Annotated in this window: 14 protein-coding genes; 6 read left to right on the top strand and 8 right to left on the bottom strand. The window is 66.4% G+C overall.

The window, feature by feature from the left end; genetic code table 11:
* Window positions 1-290: 290 nt before the first annotated feature.
* Window positions 291-1,421 (top strand): mandelate racemase/muconate lactonizing enzyme family protein, encoded by a 1,131-nt coding sequence (locus BMZ79_RS15490; protein ID WP_090641460.1) that lies wholly within the window; start codon window positions 291-293, stop codon window positions 1,419-1,421.
* A gap of 250 nt (window positions 1,422-1,671) precedes the next feature.
* On the opposite strand, the gene BMZ79_RS15495 is transcribed toward BMZ79_RS15490, so the two are convergent.
* Together BMZ79_RS15495 and BMZ79_RS15500 are read right to left on the bottom strand one after the other, a co-directional pair.
* Complete coding sequence (locus BMZ79_RS15495; RefSeq protein WP_090641462.1) at window positions 1,672-2,388, bottom strand: glycosyltransferase; 717 nt, start codon at window positions 2,386-2,388, stop codon at window positions 1,672-1,674.
* A 107-nt stretch (window positions 2,389-2,495) separates the two neighbouring features.
* Window positions 2,496-3,575 carry a glycosyltransferase family 4 protein gene (locus tag BMZ79_RS15500; protein ID WP_090641464.1) on the bottom strand — a complete coding sequence of 360 codons (1,080 nt, stop codon included), beginning with the start codon at window positions 3,573-3,575 and terminating at the stop codon, window positions 2,496-2,498.
* Between the two features lie 167 nt (window positions 3,576-3,742).
* On the opposite strand from BMZ79_RS15500, the gene BMZ79_RS15505 reads away from it, so the two are divergent.
* On the top strand, window positions 3,743-4,873 hold the full coding sequence (locus BMZ79_RS15505) for a sn-glycerol-1-phosphate dehydrogenase (RefSeq protein WP_256252766.1): 1,131 nt from the start codon (window positions 3,743-3,745) through the stop codon (window positions 4,871-4,873).
* 74 nt (window positions 4,874-4,947) lie between these two features.
* Here BMZ79_RS15505 and BMZ79_RS15510 read toward each other — a convergent pair whose 3' ends face one another.
* The 5 genes from BMZ79_RS15510 to BMZ79_RS15530 form a co-directional block, all read right to left on the bottom strand.
* The gene (locus BMZ79_RS15510) at window positions 4,948-7,542 is read right to left on the bottom strand and encodes a TPM domain-containing protein (protein ID WP_090641466.1); all 2,595 of its coding nucleotides are present in this window, start codon (window positions 7,540-7,542) and stop codon (window positions 4,948-4,950) included.
* A 144-nt stretch (window positions 7,543-7,686) separates the two neighbouring features.
* Complete coding sequence (locus BMZ79_RS15515; RefSeq protein WP_090641468.1) at window positions 7,687-8,598, bottom strand: hypothetical protein; 912 nt, start codon at window positions 8,596-8,598, stop codon at window positions 7,687-7,689.
* Window positions 8,599-8,830: 232 nt separating this feature from the next.
* A complete protein-coding gene (locus BMZ79_RS15520; RefSeq protein WP_090641469.1) occupies window positions 8,831-9,823 on the bottom strand; it encodes a ketoacyl-ACP synthase III in 993 nt (330 codons plus the stop codon).
* Between the two features lie 298 nt (window positions 9,824-10,121).
* On the bottom strand, window positions 10,122-12,596 hold the full coding sequence (locus BMZ79_RS15525; RefSeq protein ID WP_090641470.1) for an MMPL family transporter: 2,475 nt from the start codon (window positions 12,594-12,596) through the stop codon (window positions 10,122-10,124).
* A gap of 54 nt (window positions 12,597-12,650) precedes the next feature.
* Window positions 12,651-13,265 (bottom strand): TetR/AcrR family transcriptional regulator, encoded by a 615-nt coding sequence (locus BMZ79_RS15530; protein ID WP_090641472.1) that lies wholly within the window; start codon window positions 13,263-13,265, stop codon window positions 12,651-12,653.
* Window positions 13,266-13,617: 352 nt separating this feature from the next.
* Between BMZ79_RS15530 and BMZ79_RS15535 the strand changes: the two genes are divergently transcribed.
* From BMZ79_RS15535 to BMZ79_RS15545, 3 genes are read left to right on the top strand one after another with little or no spacing between them, the layout of a single operon-like run.
* The gene (locus BMZ79_RS15535; RefSeq protein WP_090641601.1) at window positions 13,618-14,304 is read left to right on the top strand and encodes an orotidine 5'-phosphate decarboxylase / HUMPS family protein; all 687 of its coding nucleotides are present in this window, start codon (window positions 13,618-13,620) and stop codon (window positions 14,302-14,304) included.
* A gap of 5 nt (window positions 14,305-14,309) precedes the next feature.
* Complete coding sequence (locus BMZ79_RS15540; protein ID WP_090641473.1) at window positions 14,310-15,206, top strand: sugar phosphate isomerase/epimerase family protein; 897 nt, start codon at window positions 14,310-14,312, stop codon at window positions 15,204-15,206.
* A gap of 40 nt (window positions 15,207-15,246) precedes the next feature.
* Window positions 15,247-16,398 carry an alcohol dehydrogenase catalytic domain-containing protein gene (locus BMZ79_RS15545; RefSeq protein ID WP_090641475.1) on the top strand — a complete coding sequence of 384 codons (1,152 nt, stop codon included), beginning with the start codon at window positions 15,247-15,249 and terminating at the stop codon, window positions 16,396-16,398.
* Between the two features lie 46 nt (window positions 16,399-16,444).
* Here the strand turns inward: BMZ79_RS15545 and BMZ79_RS15550 are convergent, their stop codons facing one another.
* Window positions 16,445-17,509: a helix-turn-helix transcriptional regulator gene (locus BMZ79_RS15550; protein ID WP_090641476.1), complete on the bottom strand. Its 1,065-nt coding sequence runs from the start codon at window positions 17,507-17,509 to the stop codon at window positions 16,445-16,447.
* A gap of 148 nt (window positions 17,510-17,657) precedes the next feature.
* Between BMZ79_RS15550 and BMZ79_RS15555 the strand changes: the two genes are divergently transcribed.
* Window positions 17,658-18,416, top strand: coding sequence for a sugar phosphate isomerase/epimerase family protein (locus tag BMZ79_RS15555; protein WP_090641478.1), 759 nt, complete (start codon window positions 17,658-17,660; stop codon window positions 18,414-18,416).
* Window positions 18,417-18,434: the final 18 nt, after the last annotated feature.

Raw genomic sequence — 18,434 nt, forward strand, 5'->3', positions numbered from 1 at the left:
TTCGGCGAAACCGCCGCCGAGCGGCTCAAGAACGGTACCCCGTACCGCTCTTTCGGCGAAACCGCCGCCAAGCGGCTCAAGAACGGTACTCCGTCCCGTTCTTTCGGCGAGTTCGCCGGCCTTCCCTGCAGTCGAACGAACCAGCCGACCGGCAAGGATGTCCCTATTACTCACCGATTGATCCGTTTTCGTTATTCAGTCGGCCGGCCAGGCGCATTAAGATGGGGAGGATGACCGGATTTCGACGCTTCATGCCTGATTTTTCGTTTGGCGAGAGGAGACATGGACGAATGAACGTAGACAAAAGCTGGCGCATCGAGAGGATCGAGCAAGCCGAGATGAGAGGCGAACGCCCGAGATCGGCCGGGTGCAACGCAAGGCTGGGCGTGCACGGCAAGGAGGTAAGATTCCCGCTCGTCCGCGTGACGATCGGCGGGCGGACGGGCTACGGGTGGTCGCGGATTTCCCGCGACGAAGCCCAGGCGATGGTCGGGACGCCGGCAGGCGGGCTGTTTTGCGAGGAGCAGTGGATCCAGGACCGGTTCCAGGGCCTGCAATTTCCGTTGTTCGATTGGCTGGCCAAGGCGGAGGAAATGCCCGTGCACGCGCTTCTGACCGGCGGGAAGGGGACCTCGCCCCTGACGGTGCCCTGCTATGACACGTCGCTGTATTTCGACGATCTGCACTTAAGCTCGGATGCGGACGCGGTCGCGCTGCTGCAGGAAGAAGCCATGCAGGGCTACGAGGCGGGCTTCCGGGGGTTCAAAATCAAGGTCGGCCGCGGCGCGATGCACATGGAGCTTCAGGCCGGCACGCGGCGGGACATCGCGATCGTGAACGGCGTCCGCGAGGCGGTCGGCCCGTCGTGCAACGTGTCGATCGACGCCAACAACGGGTATAACCTGAACCTCGCGAAGCAGGTGCTGAAGGAAACGGCGTCCGCCAACCTGCTGTGGATCGAGGAAGCGTTCCACGAAGACGACCGGCTGTATCGCGAGCTGAAGGATTGGATGGCGAAGGAAGGCTTAAGCGTCTGGATCGCCGACGGCGAGGGGCTGGCCGCGGGGCCGATCGTCGAATGGGCGGAAGCGGGCCTGATCGACGCGATCCAATACGACCTGAAGGATTACGGCATCGTGAATTGGATCCAGCTGAGCAAGCGGCTGGCCCGCTCCGGCGTGAAGGCCGCGCCTCACAACTACGGCGGCTTCTTCGGCAACTTCGCGTCGGCGCAGGCCGCTCCGGCGATCGAAGGGTTTCAATTCGCGGAGTGGGACGAGGCGCGGATCGAAGGCATCGATACGTCGGGCTACCGCATTAACGACGGCCGCATTCTCGTGCCGGAGCTGCCCGGATTCGGGCTCGCGATCGACGAGGCGTACTTCGAGAAGCAGGTCGGCCAGCGCGGCTGGGCGGTCTAGGCGCCTCGCTCTGCCGAGCGTTTTAAGCGGGTCGTCTAGCCGATCGTCTAATCGATCGTCCAGCCCGATCGTCTAACCAGGCCGCCTAGACTAGCTCGCCCAACTAGTTCGGGTTGCGCCACCGGAGCGTCGACACGCCTCCGGCCGACTTGCGCGAACAACTCAAAAGACACCGCGCTCGGCAGCATCAAGCCGCCGAGCGCGGTGTTTTTTCATTTCGGCCTTTCTCTCTCCCTGTTCTCTCCCCCGCTCAGTCCGGCAGCTGCGCCAGCAGATCGTCGAGCTGATGCGCATACTGGGCGGTCACCATGCCCGCTTCGTTCAGAATCGTGTTGAAGTGGCGCACGGTGCCCATTTGGGAGTGGCGGCGGTAGAGGGTGAGCGGCTCGTTGAAGTAATGAAAGTCCACGCGCGAGAGCAGCACGCGGATCCAAAAATCGTAATCGTGGGTATACGGCAGCCCCGGATTGAAGCCGCCCATGGCTTGAAACAGCTCCTTGGTCATCATGACCGTGCAGCCGTTGACCGGACAGCCGTGCCGGATGCCGTAGATGAACGCTTTGGCCGACGGGTATTTGATGCCGGCTCCGTATTCCGTGACCGTGCCGTGCTCGTTGATGACGTGGTAGTCGGTGTGGCTGATTTGGGCGCCGGTCGCTTCCATATAGGCGGCTTGCTTGGCGACCTTGTCGGACAGGAAGCGGTCGTCGGAGCTGAGCCACGCGACGTATTTGCCGGAAGCGATCGAGAACCCGTGGTTCAGCGCGCTGCCCGTGCCGCCGTTCGCCTTGCCGATGTAGTGGATGCGCGAACGGTAGGGGGCGACGACCTCCTGATGCCGGGTGGAGCCGTCATCCACGACGATCACTTCCACGTTCGGATACGTCTGGTACAGCGCGCTGACGATCGCCTGGTCGACGTACTGATCGTTATAGAAAGGAATGATGATCGACACTTTTGGCAGCATGATCGTGCACCTCTTCGAACAGAATGGCAATGCTTTTGTTTACTAGGCGGGGACAAGGCGAAGGCGTCACGGACAAGTGGCGCGGGACATCCGTCCATCTGCGCGCGTCAGCGCCGAAGGCCGAGCGCGGTCAGCACGTTGACGATGTCCGCCGCGTACCGGCCCAGCGAGAAATGCTGCCGGACGTGCAGCTGCGCTTCGTCGCGGATCCGTTCCGCGAGCGCCCGGTCGTTCATCAGCGTCCGCGCTTCCGAGACGGCTTCGTCGACGCCGCCGCTGCGGAAAAACTTGCCCGTCCGGTCGTGGTCGATGAAGCACCGGACGCCGTCGGAATCGGTGGATACCACGGGGCAGCGGCAGCTCATCGCTTCGGCGACGGCGTAGCCGAAGCCTTCGGCGTAGGAAGTCGACAGCAGCAGGCCGCCCGAATCGCCGATCGCCGACAGGTAGTGGGGCATATGGCTGTGCGGGATGTTGGACCGCACGACCAGGTTCGGCTCGAGGCCCAGCTCCCGCACCAACGCCACGAACCGTTCCCGTTCGCCGGGCTCCGAGATCGTCGCGTCCTCGAACAGCCAGAGCCGCAGGTTCGGCTTCTCCGCGGCGAGCCTTGCGGCGATGCGCAGGCACAGCGGCCAGTTCTTGTTGGCCTCCAGCCGTCCGATCCAGCCGACGATGGGGTCGCCGTCCGGATTGAGCCACGGCGACGGGCGGTGGCTGAACTGCCCGGTGTCGATCATGTTTTGCACGTAGAAGCGGGGGAAGTCGCCGAGGTATCGCTGGAAGATGTCCATCAGATGCGACGTCGGCGGGCTGATGACCCCTTGCGCGTACATGCGGATGAACGTGGAGGCGAACGCCAGCGTTCCTTCGGCCTGCTCCTTCGTCCCGAGTCCCTGCGCTTCGTAGATCAGCGGGCCGCCGTAGCCGAGGCCGCGCAGCCGCTGCAGCATGAGATGGTCGCAGATGACGACGACGGCGTCGTACCCGTTCCGAAGCACCTCCAGAATTTCGAAATCGTTGTTGGTCACGAAATGGGGGATGCCGGCCATGTTCTGGGTGCCTGCGCCGTTCCATAAGTAGAGGGCGTGGACTTCGATTCCGGCGGCGCCAAGCGCATGATACCGCAGCCGGTTGAGCGTCTCGATCCCGCCGCTTGGAATAAAGTACGTAAACAACAGCTTCATCGCCTTCGTTTCCCCCTTGCTATGCGCACACTTACCGCCAGTGTATGCCGGGGTGCGGCGGCCCGTTTGGGTCCTTGTCTCCTATTCTGCAAGACTCCCGATTCTGCAAGACTCCCAATCTCGCGTGTGGTAAAATGGCGCTAACGAGGAAAGGGGACTGATGCGAGATGGAGATCCAAACCGCGTTACGCGAAATCAACGAAGCGGCCGCCCGCCGGCCGGAAGGCGTGGTGTTCGCGCCGATCGTCATGGAAGGCGCCCTGGAGGCGGGAGCGCTCGCCAAGGTCGCGCCGTACCTGAAGGCCCGCGGCTGCGCGTCCGTCGGGCTCGTCGCCGACGCCAACACGTGGGCCGCGGCGGGCGAGCGGCTGGCCGAGTCGCTGCGGGAGGCCGGAATCGCCCATGCCGTCTGCCGGGTGAACCCCGACGGGCAGGGCGACGTGATCGCGGACGAGCGGACGATCGTCCAGGTCATGCTGGAGACGCCGAAGGAGGCCCGCGCGATCCTGGCCGTCGGCTCCGGCACGATCCACGACGTCGTGCGGTTCGTCTGCGCGCAGACGGACCGCGCGTTCGTTTCCGTGCCGACGGCCGCTTCCGTCGACGGGTTCACGTCCGTCGGCGCGCCGATCATCACGGGCGGCTTCAAACAGACGGTGCCGGCCATCGCGCCGGAGGCGATCTTCGCCGACCTGGACGTGCTGGCGGCGGCGCCGCGGCGGATGACGGCGGCGGGCTTCGGCGACATGCTGGGCAAGTTCACGTCGCTGGCGGATTGGCGCTTCTCGGCCGAGCAGGCCGGCGAGCCCTTCTGCCCGCTGGCGTACGAGCTGACGGAGCAGGCGCTGACGCGGTGCCTCGAAGCGGTGGACGAGATCGCGACGGGATCCGCGCGCGGCGTGGAGGTGCTGATGGAGGCGCTGCTCCTGTCCGGCTGGTCGATGCTGCTCGTCGGCCATTCGCGGCCGGCTTCGGGCGGCGAGCATCATCTGTCGCATCATTGGGAGATGGCGTACTTGAAGGAGGGCCGCCGGCAGCTGCTGCACGGCGCCAAGGTCGGCGTCGCGGCCGTCATGCTGGCGAAGCTGTACCGCGAGCGGCTGGCCGGCGCGTATCCGGCCGTCTTCGGCGATTTGCCGGATGCCGAGCGGCTGCGGACGTGGCTGCGGCAAGCCGGCGGACCGTCCGATCCCGGCGACATCGGCTTGACGGAGACGCTGATCGGCGAATCGCTGCGGGAAGCCTACCTGCTGCGGGACCGCTATACGGGCCTTAAGCATCTCGCGCTGAACCCCTGAACGAACGAAGCGCAGCCGCGCGTACGAATCGTACGCGCGGCTGCGCTTTGTTTTGCGCGGACGAGCCGAGGTCCCTACCAGTTGTCGCCGCCGGACGAACCGCGCGGCTTATCGAACGAATCCCCGCCGGTTGAGCCGCCGTGATGCCCGCCGCCCTGATGGCCTCCTTGATGGCCTCCTTGATGGCCTCCTTGATGGCCTCCTTGATGGCCGCCGTGGTGCGCGCTGTTTTGGCGGTGAAGCTCTTCGTGCCGGCGCCGTTCTTCCTCCTGCCGGCGCTCCTCGCGGAGGATGTCGTCGTACGCCGATTGCATGCGCCGGAGCTGGCGGTCGGCCTCGTTCATCTGCTCGATCGCGCCCGCGTACATCCCGAGCGCGAACATGCGGTCCGCTTCGTTCACGCGGGCTTGGTAGGAGGCGTCGAAATGGCCGGGCAGCGACCGGTGCCGCGTCCGGGCATGGACCGAATCGTAGCGCGAGCCGAGCTCGCGCATGCGCCGCTCCGCCGCCTGCTTCTCCTGAACGAGGCGCTGCACGTCCTGCGCGTAGGCGGCCGCGCGGCTGGCCAGCTGGTTCAGCCGCAGCTCCGCGGCGTCCGGGTGGATCCCCGGCGGCGAGAGCAGGCGGTCCGTCTCGCGGAGCTCCGCTTGAATCGCGTCTTCCTGCATGGCGACCCGGGCGCCGCTGTCGCCCGCCGCACGCAGCCGGTGCGCCGCCGCCTGCGAGGCGGCCGCTTCGAACGCCTGCCGCGCGTCTTCCCGCTTGGCGCGCAGCGCTTCCGTGCGCGCAAGCGCGCGTTCCCGCGCCTTCAGGCAGGACTCGGCCGCCTCCGCCGCGCGCTTCGACAGCTCGAGCAGCCGGTCCGCCTGCGGGCGCGCCGCGGCGTAGCGCTGCTTCCCGAACGCCTCGCGAAGCGGCGCGAGGCCCGCCTCGAGCTCCCGGAAGGCGTCCGTCGCCGCGCGGAACGCGTCCGGCATGAAGCCCCAGACCGCTTCGTCGAACTGGCTCTGCAGCTTGCCGAGCTCTTCGCGGTAGGCCGCTTCGCCGAAGGAGAAGGAGCCCGCGAACCGTTCCAGCGTCTCCAGATCGGCGGCGAGGCCGTCCCGCAGCGCGACCCGTTCGCGGACCATCCGCCGCGCTTCGGCGATCGCGCCCGTCATCGCTTCGGATTGGCCCGCGGCTTCGCGCAGATCGCCGGCCGCGAGCGCGTCCGCGAACGGCGCGAGCCGGCGGGACGCTTCCTCGAGCCGGTCGAACGGATTGAACTCGGTCAGCTCGAGCCGTTCGGCGCGCAGCTCGCCCTCGATCCGCGAACGGCCTTGCGCGATGTCGTCCGGCAGCTGCCGCTGCTGCGACAGGAACGAAGGGAGCCGTTCCAGCAGGGAGGCGTGCAGCTCCGCCGTGGCGCGATGCGGCTTGAGCAGCTCGGCCGCGTCGATGAGGTCCGTGACCTGCCGCTTGCGGATGACTTCCACCTGCTCCGCGTTCTCGGCGATTTCCTGCTTGATCCGGGCGAGCGACAGGCCGTTCGCGGTTGCGAGCTCGCCGGCCTTGGCCGCCAGGCCGCTCAGTTCGCCTTGGATCGCGCTGAGCTCGCGGCCGTTCTGCCGGTCCAGCTCCGCGAGATGCTCGGCCTGCTTGCGCAGCTCGCCGGCATCGGCGCGCAGGCGCGCGGCGGTCGCGCCGGCCGCGTCCGTCTCGCGGCGCCCGCCGCCGGCGAAGAAGCCCGGCGGGCTGCCGCCGAGCGTCCGCAGCAGTTCCTGCGCGGCAGCCGCGCGGGCGTCGAGCGCGTCCGCCACCGGTTTCAGCGTCGCCGCGGTGGCCGGGCCGCTGTACAGCCCGACGAGCGGACGGAGCAGCTCCTGGGCGCGGAACAGCCCCACCGCGATCGCGTCCGCTTCGCGGACGAGGCGGGCATGCCGCGACCGGCGGATCAAGTAGAGGACGAGCACGATCGCGGCGGCGCCAACGAGCGCTAAGACGAGCAGCGCGATCGCGAGGCCGGTCCGGTTCGCCGGCGCGCTCGGCTGGCCCGCCGCCGTGCCGTTGCCAGCCGCAATGCCGCTGTCCGGCGCCGAGGCCGGCGGCGTTGCGGTCTCGCCGGAGGACGGCGATCCGGCCGCATCCGGCGCGGTGTCCTGTCCCTCGCCAGGCGCCGCATCCCCCGCCGGCTCCGGCAGCCGTTTCGCCGCGGCGATCAGCTTCAGCACGCCGCCGGCGTAATCGCCTTCCTTGGCGAGCGGGGTGAAGGTGCCGCCGACGAACCGGTCGATCGCCGCCCGTCCGGCATAGCCGCTGCCGGCGTAGTCGTCCGGCAGCGCGTCCAGCTTCCGCTGGAGCGGCGGATTGACGAAATACAGCTGCACGCGCCGTTCTTGCTTGGGGAGCAGGATCACAACGTCGTCCGCCCGCAGCTTCCAGGCGTCGTACAGCGCCTCCGCGTAGGCGTCCGGCTCGGAAGCGCCGAGCGATTCGAGCGTGACGATATAATACGCGTACGGCGCGCCCGCCGCGGCGGCCTGCTCCAGCGCCTGCAGCCGGCCGGACGGGAACATGCCCCCGCCGTCGTAGACGTGGCCTTTGCCTTTGGCTGGCAGCGGCGCCGCGCTCGCGAGGCTCGCGAACAGCGCGAAGAAGAATAGGGCGATAAAGGCGATTTTTCTGGTCATGATGGGCCTCCCGGTCTATCCTTTTTTATCCAGTTCGACTCATTGTAACATGGATCGGGACTTCGGCAACGGAGCGGCGGCAAAAAAAGCCGCTGCCGAATCGCGTCGGATTCGGCAGCGGCGCTTCCGGTCGGGGGCGACCGATTATTTCAAATACCCGGCAATGAACGAGAACGCGTTGTCCGGCCGCTCGGAATTCACGCGGACGCCGGCGATGTACTCTTTGCCGATGACGGGCAGCCCTTTGAGCAGCGGACTTGCGGAGATGTCCACGCCGTACACGTGCTCCTCGGGCACGTCCTCCGTTTTGGCTTTGTAGCCCAGCTCCGGCTTGAAGGCCGGGCCCAGCTTGGCGGCGTTGGCGCCGTCGAGCGGCAGGAGCGAGCCGTCCTGGGCCAGCTTCTGGAAGTTTGCCTTATCCAGGATATACACGTCGGCTTTGTTCATCATAAGATCGATGATGCTCTTCTGGATGAGCGCGGAATCCTGCTCGCTCTTGATGTCCGACGGCACGTAGGTGAAGAACGCCTGAACCCGCTTCCACTGCGGGAACTGGGCGAGAAACTTGTCCTCGAGCGGCTTCAGGTCGCTGACGGGGTAGCTGCCGTCCTGGCTGTAATACTCGCCGAAGAAGGAGACGCTTACATCGATCGGCGGCAGCTTCGCGAGCTCGGCCATTTTGTGCCGGTGGTCGATGTAGGCTTTCGTGCCGAAAATGAGGATCAGAACGAGCGCGATGGCGCCGAGCACGTGAAATTTATAATAGCTGAAAAAATGATCGACCTTCTGGGCGGAGCCGGCCATGCCTTTGAATTTGCCGTAGGCGGCGTCGTTGAACTGCGCCATCGTTTGCTTCTCGTCGTACTCCAGGATCGTCTTGTACGCCTTGTTGATGTCTTCGAGGGTGATCCCCTGCTCGTCCGATTGCGCGGCCTCTTCGCGCTGCCGGTTCGCGCGCTCCCGGCGGATCAAGAGGAAATAGCGCTTCTCGACGTCTTCCTTCCCTGCGCCCTCGGGCAGGCCAAGCAGCTCGTAAGCCTTTTTCAGTTCGTCCATGGCGGGCTACCTTCGCTTTCTATAGGTTCGTATACGTTCTAGTATACCGCCTTTGCGCGCATTCGACAAAATCGGATTGTTCCCATTTCGCGGCGGCGGGACCGCGGGGGCGGTCTTGGCCGAATCGCGCATGGTACCGGGCCGGCCAAGCGAAAAAAAGCGGAGCGTCCCGAAGGAAGCTCCGCGCTCGCCCGCGACGCGTCGCGAAACGTTCGGTTGAGCCGAAACGGCCTTACAGCGTCCAGCGCAGCAGCAGCGCCGATTCCGTCAACCCGCCGCCGAAGCCGTACAGCAGCAGCGTGTCGCCGGTCTTGATGCGGTCTTCCTTCAAGGCCAGGTCGATGGCCAGCGGGATGGACGCCGCCGAGGTGTTGCCGTATTCGCGCATGCTGGTCAGCGTCCGTTCCAGCGGGATGCCGGTCCGCTCGCAGACGGATTCGACGATGCGCATGTTCGCGCTGTGCGGCACGAACCAGTCGATGTCCGACGGCGCGAGGCCGTTGCGCTCCATGAGCGCCTGGATGCCCTTGGGCACCGTCGTGACCGCCCAGCGGTACACCTCGCGTCCGTTCTGGACGATCATGCCGTTCGTCTGGATCGGCACGCCGTCGATGGACGGCGCGAGGGAGGAGCGGTACAGATGATGCCCGTCGCCGCCCTTCGTCCCGTTGTGGGAGGCGAGGAACGCGCCCTCCTCGCGGCGTTCCACGAGCATGGCGCCCGCGCCGTCGCCGAAGAGGATGCAGGTGGAGCGGTCCGTGTAATCCGTCGCCTTGGTCAGCGTCTCGGCCCCGACGACGAGAATTTTATGGTAAGCGCCGGAGAGAAGCAGTCCGTTGGCCAGCTGCAGCGCCGAGACGAACCCCGCGCACGCCGCTTGGACGTCGGCCGCCCCGCAGGAGACGATGCCGAATTCCGCCTGAACCCGCGCGGCCATGCTCGGGAAGAACGTATCCGGCGTCGTCGTCGCGACGAGCACGTAATCCACGTCCTCAAGCACGACGCCGTAGCGCAGCTGAAGGTCGCGCACCGCGCCGAAGCACATGTCGCTGCAAAACTGATCGTCCGCGGCGATGCGCCGCTCCTTGATGCCCGTCCGTTGAAAAATCCACTCGTCCGTCGTGTCCACCATTTGTTCCAAATCGCGATTCGTCAAAATCCGTTCCGGGACATACGCGCCGAAAGCCGTAATGGCCGCATGCGATTGAAGCGGGTGCTGCAGCATAGCCGTTCAACTCCTTAGCATCAGGTTTTAGTACCTGGTATTAATTTATCTTCAGCGTACACCTTTTCGCCGCCGTTGTCTATAGGCAGTTGCTTTTCCGAATTGGCGCGCCTGCCGGGTTGAAGCGGCGCGTGGCCGCGGCCGCGCGTCGCTCGCGGCTTCCGTCTCCCCGCAGCCTCCGCCTTCCCGCAGCCTCCGCCTTCCCGCTGTCCCGCGTCACCGTTCTTTCTTCTTAGGATGGGACAAAAAAAGATATCCATGTATGCGGCCGGACCGCGCACATGGATATCGGAGGGAGCTAGGAGTCGCCCGGCCGGCGTACGCCGGATGGCTTGGAAGAATCGCGGACGGCCGAGATGCCGGCCGCAGCCGCCGATCCGGGCCGGAAGGCCGTCCGGGGCGACGCGTCGTCCTTCGCCTTCAGCTCGGCGATCAGCTTCTCGCCCTCCACGTCGAGGTTCGGCAGCAGACGGTCCAGCCATTTCGGCAGGCGCCAGGCGCGGTCCCCGAAGACGGCCATGACCGCGGGCACGAGCGTCATCCGGACGACGAAGGCGTCGATCAGAATGCCGACGGCGAGCGCGAAGCCGATCTGCTTGATCATGATGTCCGGCGCGAAGATGAAGCCGGCGAAGACGGACACCATGATGACGGCGGCGGCCACGACGACGCGGCTCGCCTGCTCGTAGCCGTGCACGACGCTCGACCGGCCGTGATGCCCGTGGACGTACGCCTCGCGCATGGAGCTGACGAGGAAGACCTGATAATCCATCGCCAGTCCGTAGAGAATCCCGGTCACCATGATCGGCATGAAGCTGAGCAGCGGACCGCCGGTATCGAAGCCGAACAGGGCGTGGAGCCAGCCCCACTGGTACACGGCCGTCGTAATGCCGAACGTGGCCAGCACGCTGAGCAGGAAGCCGACCGTGGCTTTGACCGGCACGATGACCGAGCGGAACACGAGCAGCAAAATAATCAGCGACAGCACGACGATGATGCCGACGTAGAGCGGAAACACTTCCGCGAGCTTGGCGGACATGTCGAGATTGATCGCGGTAAAGCCGGTGACGCTGATCGCGACGCCGTACGTTTGCGCCAGCTTGGAATCGGGCGCGCGCAGGTCGTGGACGAGACGCTTCGTTGCCGCGTCGGTCGGGCCCGATTTCGGAATGAGGCTGATGATGGCCATGTCGCCGGTCTTGTTCACGCCCATCGGCGTGACCAGCGAGACGTCTTCGTGCTGCTGGAGCTCCTGCGCGAGCTTGCCGAGCGTCTCCGCTCCGATGGCGGCTCCGTTCTTCGGCTCGGCGACGAGCAGCAGCGGGCCGTTGAAGCCTTCCCCGAACCCTTGCGAAATCGCGTCGTAGCTCTGCCGCGACGTCGTGTCCAGGTTCGCCGTGGCGCCGGACGGGATCCCCATCTCCATCTTGGCGACGGGAATCGCCGCGACGCCCAATACGGCGATCGCCGCGACCACGATCGGCCAGCGGAGCTTGATCGCGCCGGCTGCCCAGCGGCGCGCGAACCCGTGCCGCGGTTCGGACGATTGTCCGGCTCGCTTGGCGCGCGCCTTGGCCGAGCAGATCCGCTCGCCGGCCAGGCCGAGCAGGGCCGGCAGCAGCGTTAGGGCGATGAGCACGTTCGCCAGCACCGCCGCCGCGGCGACGAGCGCCATCGTCGACAGGAACGCGATCCCGATCACGAGCATGCCGCACAGGGCGATGATGACCGTCAGGCCCGCGAAGAACACCGCGCTGCCCGCGGTGCCGACCGCCCGGCTCGCGGCTTCGCGCGCGCTCAGGCCTTGGTCGAGGATCATGCGGCGCTGCCGGTTGACGATGAACAGCGAGTAGTCGATGCCGACCGCAAGCCCGACCATGAGCGCGAGCGCGGGCGTGATGTCGGTCATCGGGATGAATTTCGAGAAGGCGTACGCCCCGCCGACGCTGATGCCGACGCCGAGAATGGCGGACAGCAGCGGCAGGCCGGCCGCGACGACCGAGCCGAGCGTCATCAGGAGGACGACGGCGGCCACGACGAGGCCGACGCCTTCGGTCGAGCCGAGGGCGGGCTTGGTCGACAGCGAGTCGCTCGGCAGCGCCTGGATGCCGGTCTTCTCCACGGCGGAGACCGCCTGGATCACCCGGTCCGGCACGGACTCGGGCAGCGACATCTGCTGCACGGTGAATTGGAACTGGAACAGGGCCACGCTGCCGTCACGGGCGATCATGACGCCCGGAACCGGCGCGCCGTCGACGACGAGCGGGCCGTACGGCGCCTGCCCGGCCGCGGAGGCGTTCGCGCCCCCGGTACCTAGGCCGGCCGCCGCCGCCGCGTCGCCCTGGGCACCGGCTTCGGCACCTTGCCGGGCGCCCGCCGCCGCGGAATCGCCGGCTTGCGCGCCGGCTTGGGCGCCGTCCGAGACGCCGGCCTTCGCCGCCAATTCGGCGGGGTTGATGACGTGGTCCAGCCGGTAGACGTCGTCGACGGCTTTGCGAAGGGCGGCCAGGCGCTCCGCGGTGTCCAGCCGTTCTCCGGCGGGAGCGGCGAATACGACGCTCGCTTGTCCGCCCGACGCTTCGGGCAGCTCCGCGGCCAGCTGGTCCAGCACTTTTTGGGACTCCGTGCCTTCGATTTTCATATCGGAGCTGACGTGGATGCCGTTCGCGCCGAGCGCGGCGAGCACGACGGCCAGAATGACGACCCAGCCGACGATGAACGCCCAGGGCTTGTCGTACGCGGAGCGGCCGATTTTGTACAGAAAGGTCGACATAGAAGGATGATTCTCCTTTGCTTGGGGGAGTAGGGGCGGAACGCGGGTCCTCGCTTAGAAGCCGCTTCGCAAATAGCCGAACATGGTGTCCAAATAATCGTCGAACGGGACGGCTCCCGGCACCTCGCCGGCCGGCTGGCCGGGGAGCAGGACGTTCAGGCTGCCGTCGAGCAGCGGCAGGAACGCCCCGTAGACGGCGCCCGCGAGCAGATGGGCATAGCCGTCGGGATAGCGGCCCTGCGAATAGACGCTCAGCGTCTCCTGCGCCGACTCTTGCAGCCGCCGGAACGCGCTCAGGATATACGGCTCCAGCGTCGGGCTCCGTTTCGCCAGCGACACGAGCTCGCGCAGCTTCCACAGGATTCCCGCGGTCAGCCGCATCTTCATGAGCCGGTACAAGATATCGACCGGGGACGCGTTCCCGTCCACGCCCGCGAGCAATTCGTCGGCCTCTTGGACGCCTTGGAAGGAGACGGCGGCCGTCGCCACCGCTTCCTCCTTGCAGGAGAAATGATTGGCGAACGTCCGGCGGGAGAAGCCGGCGCGCCGGACGATGTCGTCGACGACGAAGCCGTCGAGCCCGCGCTCGAGCGCCAGCTCGAACGCCGCGTCGGCGAGCGCGTGCGCGGTCGCCTCCCGCTTCGCGTCCCTTAAGCTTGGTTTGGTCATCGCGTACGGTACACCTCGCTTTCTTCCGCGGGCGCAAGCGGTCAAGCGCGCGCCGCGATGTTCCTCTCTATTATTGCCCATTGGGCAATCATGCACAATGGGCAACGATTTTACGATATTGTGAAAACGGCCTTCCGCCCCGGGAGAGAGGGCTGCTGGTGAACGTCGTTCCCGGCGCGAGGTGGGTCCCCTTTCCTCAATTGAGCGCATCCGGCAGGACTTCCCGCCGCCGCGTGGAATATGGACACAGATGCGGCCGGCAGCGATTGACGGAAGCGGAAATGCGCGAAGCGGCCGCGCGGGCTTCGTAATTGAAAGCGTTTCAAAGGACGAAGGAGAGGGGAAAGCGATCATGGAACCGATCGTGCAAATTTCGCTGGATTTAACCACGATAGCGGACGCCCTGGCGATGGCCGAAGTGGCCGTGGAAGCCGGCGTCGACTGGCTGGAGGCGGGCACGCCGCTTCTGCTCGGCGAAGGCCTGCACGCCGTCGCGGCGCTGCGCAAGGCCTTCCCGGACCATCCCATCGTGGCCGATTTGAAAACGATGGACGGCGGCTACCTGGAAGCGGAGATGATGGCGAAGGCCGGCGCCACCCACGTCGTCGTCATGGGCGTGGCGCATCCGGCGACGATCCGCGCCGTCGTCCGGGCCGCCCGGGATTACGGCATCCGGGTCATGGGCGATATCATGGCCGCGCCGGATCCCGTGGCCTGCGCCCGGATGATGGAGGCGAACGGCGTCGATTACATCATCGTGCATACCGGCTTCGACGAGCGGGGCGAAGACCGGGCGCGCACGCCGTACGATCACCTCGCCGAGGTGGCGGCGGCGGTGAACGTGCCGGTGCAGGCCGTCGGCGGACTGTCCATCGACCAGGCGGCGGACATGCCTCGCCACGGCGCGCCGCTCGTCGTCATCGGCGCGCCGCTCGTCATCGACAAGCGGGAATTCAAGCCCAGCACGGACCGCGAGGCGCTCCAAGCGATTTTGCGGCGGTTCGTGGACCGGGTCAAAGCGAACAAGACGGAGGAGTGACGACTATGGCGGCTTCGGCCCGCGTGGCGGTATTTCCGAAGGGCTTCATTCATGAGTTGTCCGAAGGCAAGATGAGCTTGGAGACGTGGATCGAACTGGCCGGCACGCTCGGCGCCGACGGGCTGGAGATGTACCCGCGGTTTTTGGCAAGCGCGGAAGAGACGTACCTGAAGGCCGTCCGCGAGGCGTGCGACCGGCAGGGATTGGCGGTTCCGATGATGTGCGCGTCCCCGGATTTCACGCAGCCGGATCCCGAACGGCGCGCGCGGGAAGTCGACGCCATGATGCGGATGATCGACGTCATGGCGATTCTCGGCCCGGACGACTTCCGGAGCTGCCGGGTGCTGTCGGGGCAGCGGCGGAGCGGCGTTTCCCGGGAGGACGGGATCGATTGGACCGTCTCGTGCATCCGGGAACTGCTGCCGTACGCCGCGGAGAAGCGGGTGCACTTGGTCATGGAGAACCACTACAAGGACGGCTATTGGACCGCGCCGGAATTCGCGATGCCGAGCGACATCTTCCTCGACATCGTCGGCCGGATCGAATCGCCGTGGTTCGGCGTGAACTACGACCCGTCCAACGCGATCGTGGCGGGCGACGATCCGCTTCGCTTGCTGGAGCGGGTCCGGTCGCGCGTGCTGACGATGCACGCCAGCGACCGGTATCTGAAAGCCGGCCGCTCGATGGACGACATTCGCGAATACCGGGACCAGGGCTACTCCGACGCGCTCGAGCACGGGGTCATCGGCCGGGGAATGAACGATTACGACGCGATCTTCCGCGTCCTGCAAGAAGAGAAGTTCCGCGGCTGGATCTCGATCGAGGACGGCGTGAACGGCCTGGAGGAGCTGCGGGAATCCGTGGCGTTCGTCCGCGCGGGGATCGGGCGGTATTTGACGTGAGGCGCCGGGGAGACGCGCCGAAAGGGAGCGAAGCGAACGCATGAAGACGATCGTATTGAAGAACGCCGCGTCCGAGTCGGCGAGAATCGAAGTGGCGGAGATGGCGAAGCCCGCCATCCGGCACGACGGCGAGGTGCTGATCCGGGTGCTGTCCGTCGGAATCGACGGCACCGACAAAGAAATCGTCACGCACCGCTACGGCGTGCCGGAGGAAGGCGAGGACGACCTGATCATCGGCCACGAGCTGAGCGGCATCGTGGAAGCGGCCGGCGCCGCCTCCGGGTTCCGGCCGGGCGACGCCGTGACGGCGCTGGTGCGCCGGCCGTGCGCGGATCCGGCCTGCGCGAACTGCCGCGCGGACCGGGCGGACTACTGCGAGACGGGCGCATACACCGAACGGGGGATCAAGGGCTCCCACGGCTTCATGCGCGAATACGTGGTCGAGGACGCCCGCTACGTCGTGAAGGTGCCGGACGACCTGAAGCAGCTCGCCGTATGGGTGGAGCCGCAGAGCATTTTCGAGAAGCTGTGGGCGACGATCGCCTGCATCCAGCAGCGGTTCGTTTGGCAGCCGAAGCGGGCGCTGGTGCTCGGCTCCGGCCCGATGGGCCTGCTGTCCGCCTTGTCGCTTCGAACGATGGGCCTCGAAACGCACGTCTGGTCGCTGCATGCCGGGGACAGCCGGCAGGCGGCGGTGCTGGCGGGCGTCGGCGCGGAGTTCCGGAGCGCGTACGGCGGCGAGCCGGACGGCGAAGGGGGCTGCGGGCTCGCGCGCCATTACGCCGGCAAGCGCGGAATCGGCTTCGACGTCGTGCTGGAGTGCACCGGCTACAGCCCGCTGCTCGTCGAGGCGCATCGCGTGCTGAACCGGAACGGCATCATCGGCACGGTCGGCATCTCGCCGACGGACCGCCGCATCCCGGTGCCGATGGACGACATCAATCAGCGGATGGTCATCGGCAACCAGACCGTGGTCGGCTCCGTGAACGCGTCGAAGGCGGATTTCGCGCGCGCGCTCGACCGGATCCGCGATATGGAGCGGCTTTATCCCGGCCTGCTGCGCGGGTTGATCACGGACGAATTCGCGCCGGAGCAGGTCCCGTCGCTTGCGTTCGACCGAATCGGGATCAAGGCGGTCGTCCGCATGGGCGAGCCCGGAAGACGCGGGCGCATAGCCTCGCCCATCGCATAGCGAGCCATTCTTCGAAGCCGCGCATGGCCCTCCGTGCGCGGCTTCGTCATGCGCGGAGGCCCGCCGGGGCCGGGTCACGAGCCTCGCGGAGATGCTGCGGCTCCGCGATTACCGGACGCTGACGCTCCCCTGCGGCATGCTGATGGTCGCCTTCGCGCTCATTCTCTACCCCGACGTTGCGTACATGCTGCACTGGGATTCCGTCGTCTTCCCGCCGTACATCCTGTTCGTCGCGTTCGTCCTTCCGCTCCTGCTGCTGATCGGCGGCCTGATCAAGCGCGGCGCCGGACAATCCGCGCCGGCCGAATGGCGGGACGCAGGCCGAAGGCGCGCAGCCGCAGACGTTCTTGAACGCCCGGTAGAAGGAGGAGTAATCGCGAAATCCGGCGTCGGCGGCGGCAGACGCGGCGGAGCGGCCATCGCGCAGCAGCCGCTGGGCGAGCGCGACCCGCTTGCGCAGCACGTAATTGCCGACCGTCGTGCCGGCGGCCTTGCGGAACACTTTGTTCAGGTGATGCTTGCTGACGTAAAACGACGCGGACAGCTCGTCCAGCGACAGCGGCTCGGTCACGTGCGCGTTGACGTGGTCGATCAGCCGTTCGGCGAGACCCGGGGCGGCCGCGGGCGCCCCGGCCGGCGCGGGAGCCATGCGGGCGATTTGCGATAACAGCGCTTCCAACCGGATGCGCAGCGACAGGCCGCGGAGCGTCTCGTCCATCCCGCCGGCGTCGAGAAGCTGGTCGAGGAACGGCCGCAGCTCCCGCGCGTCCGCAAAGCAGAACGCCTTCGAGCCCGACGCCGCGTGGAACGGCGCGAGCAGGGCGGAGCGGCTTTCCGGATGCAGCAGCTCCGGCGCGAAGTGCAGCGCGAGCCGCTCGTAGGCGTCGTCGCTTTCGACGCGGACGCCGTGGAAGACGTTCGGCGGGATGAGCAGGAAGCTGCCCGGCTCCGGCGCGAACCGCCTGCCTTCGACGAGATAGCCGACGCGGCCCGCGATCAGGTAGAACACTTCGTAGTAGTGATGGCAGTGCAGGTCGTAGCTGGCCGTTCTTCGGACGTCGACGCTATGGTGATAGAGCATGGCATCCGTGCGGATGCTGCGGATTTCCATCGGTTTATCCCCTCCGGTTCCCCCTCAGTGTAGAGAAACATCGCTAGATTTGCAATGCACACGCTCCGATTCGCAATGGCGGCTTTCGGCATAATTTTTATAATGGAGAGCAGAGCCGGTTCGAACCATTCGAAGGAGGTAGCAATCGATGATCTTGGGAGCCCAGCTGTACACGGTCAGAACGTTCATTCAGACGGAGACGGATATTCGCCGTACGTTGCAAAAAATCGCCGCCATGGGGTATACCGCGGTGCAGGCGTCAGCGATGGGGCCGATCGCGCCGGAAGCGCTGCGGGCGATCTGCGACGAGCTGTCGCTAACCGTCGCCCTGACGCACACGAGCCCGGACCGCATTATCCGCGACACCGATGCGGTCATCCGGGAGCATGACGTGCTCGGCTGCGAATATATCGGGATCGGCAGCATGCCGGATAAGTACCGCACGCCCGACTGGTACGGGCATTTCGCCGCCGACTTCCGGGAAGCGGCCGGACGGATCGCCAAGGCCGGCAAGAAGTTCATGTACCACAACCACAACTTCGAATTCCGGAAGGTCGGGGGCAAGCGGCTGATCGAGCGGCTGCTGGAGGATTTCTCGCCCGCGGAAATGGGCATTACGCTCGATACGTATTGGGTGCAGGCGGCGGGCGCGGACGTGTGCGAGTGGATCGGCATCCTGAAAGACCGCCTCGACTGCGTCCATCTGAAGGACATGGACGTCCGGGGCACGGAGCCCGTCATGGCGCCGGTCATGGAAGGGAACATGAACTTCCGGGCCATCTTGAACGCGCTCGAGCGCGCCGGTTCGACGAAGTACCTGCTCGTCGAGCAGGACACGTGCGAGGGCAGCCCGTTCGACTGCCTGCAGACGAGCTACGCCAACCTGGCCGCGCTCGGGTATAAGTAAAGCGCGCAGGCGAAGAGG

Origin of the sequence: Paenibacillus sp. UNC496MF (assembly GCF_900113915.1) — a bacterium.
GTDB lineage: Bacteria > Bacillota > Bacilli > Paenibacillales > Paenibacillaceae > Paenibacillus_Z > Paenibacillus_Z artemisiicola.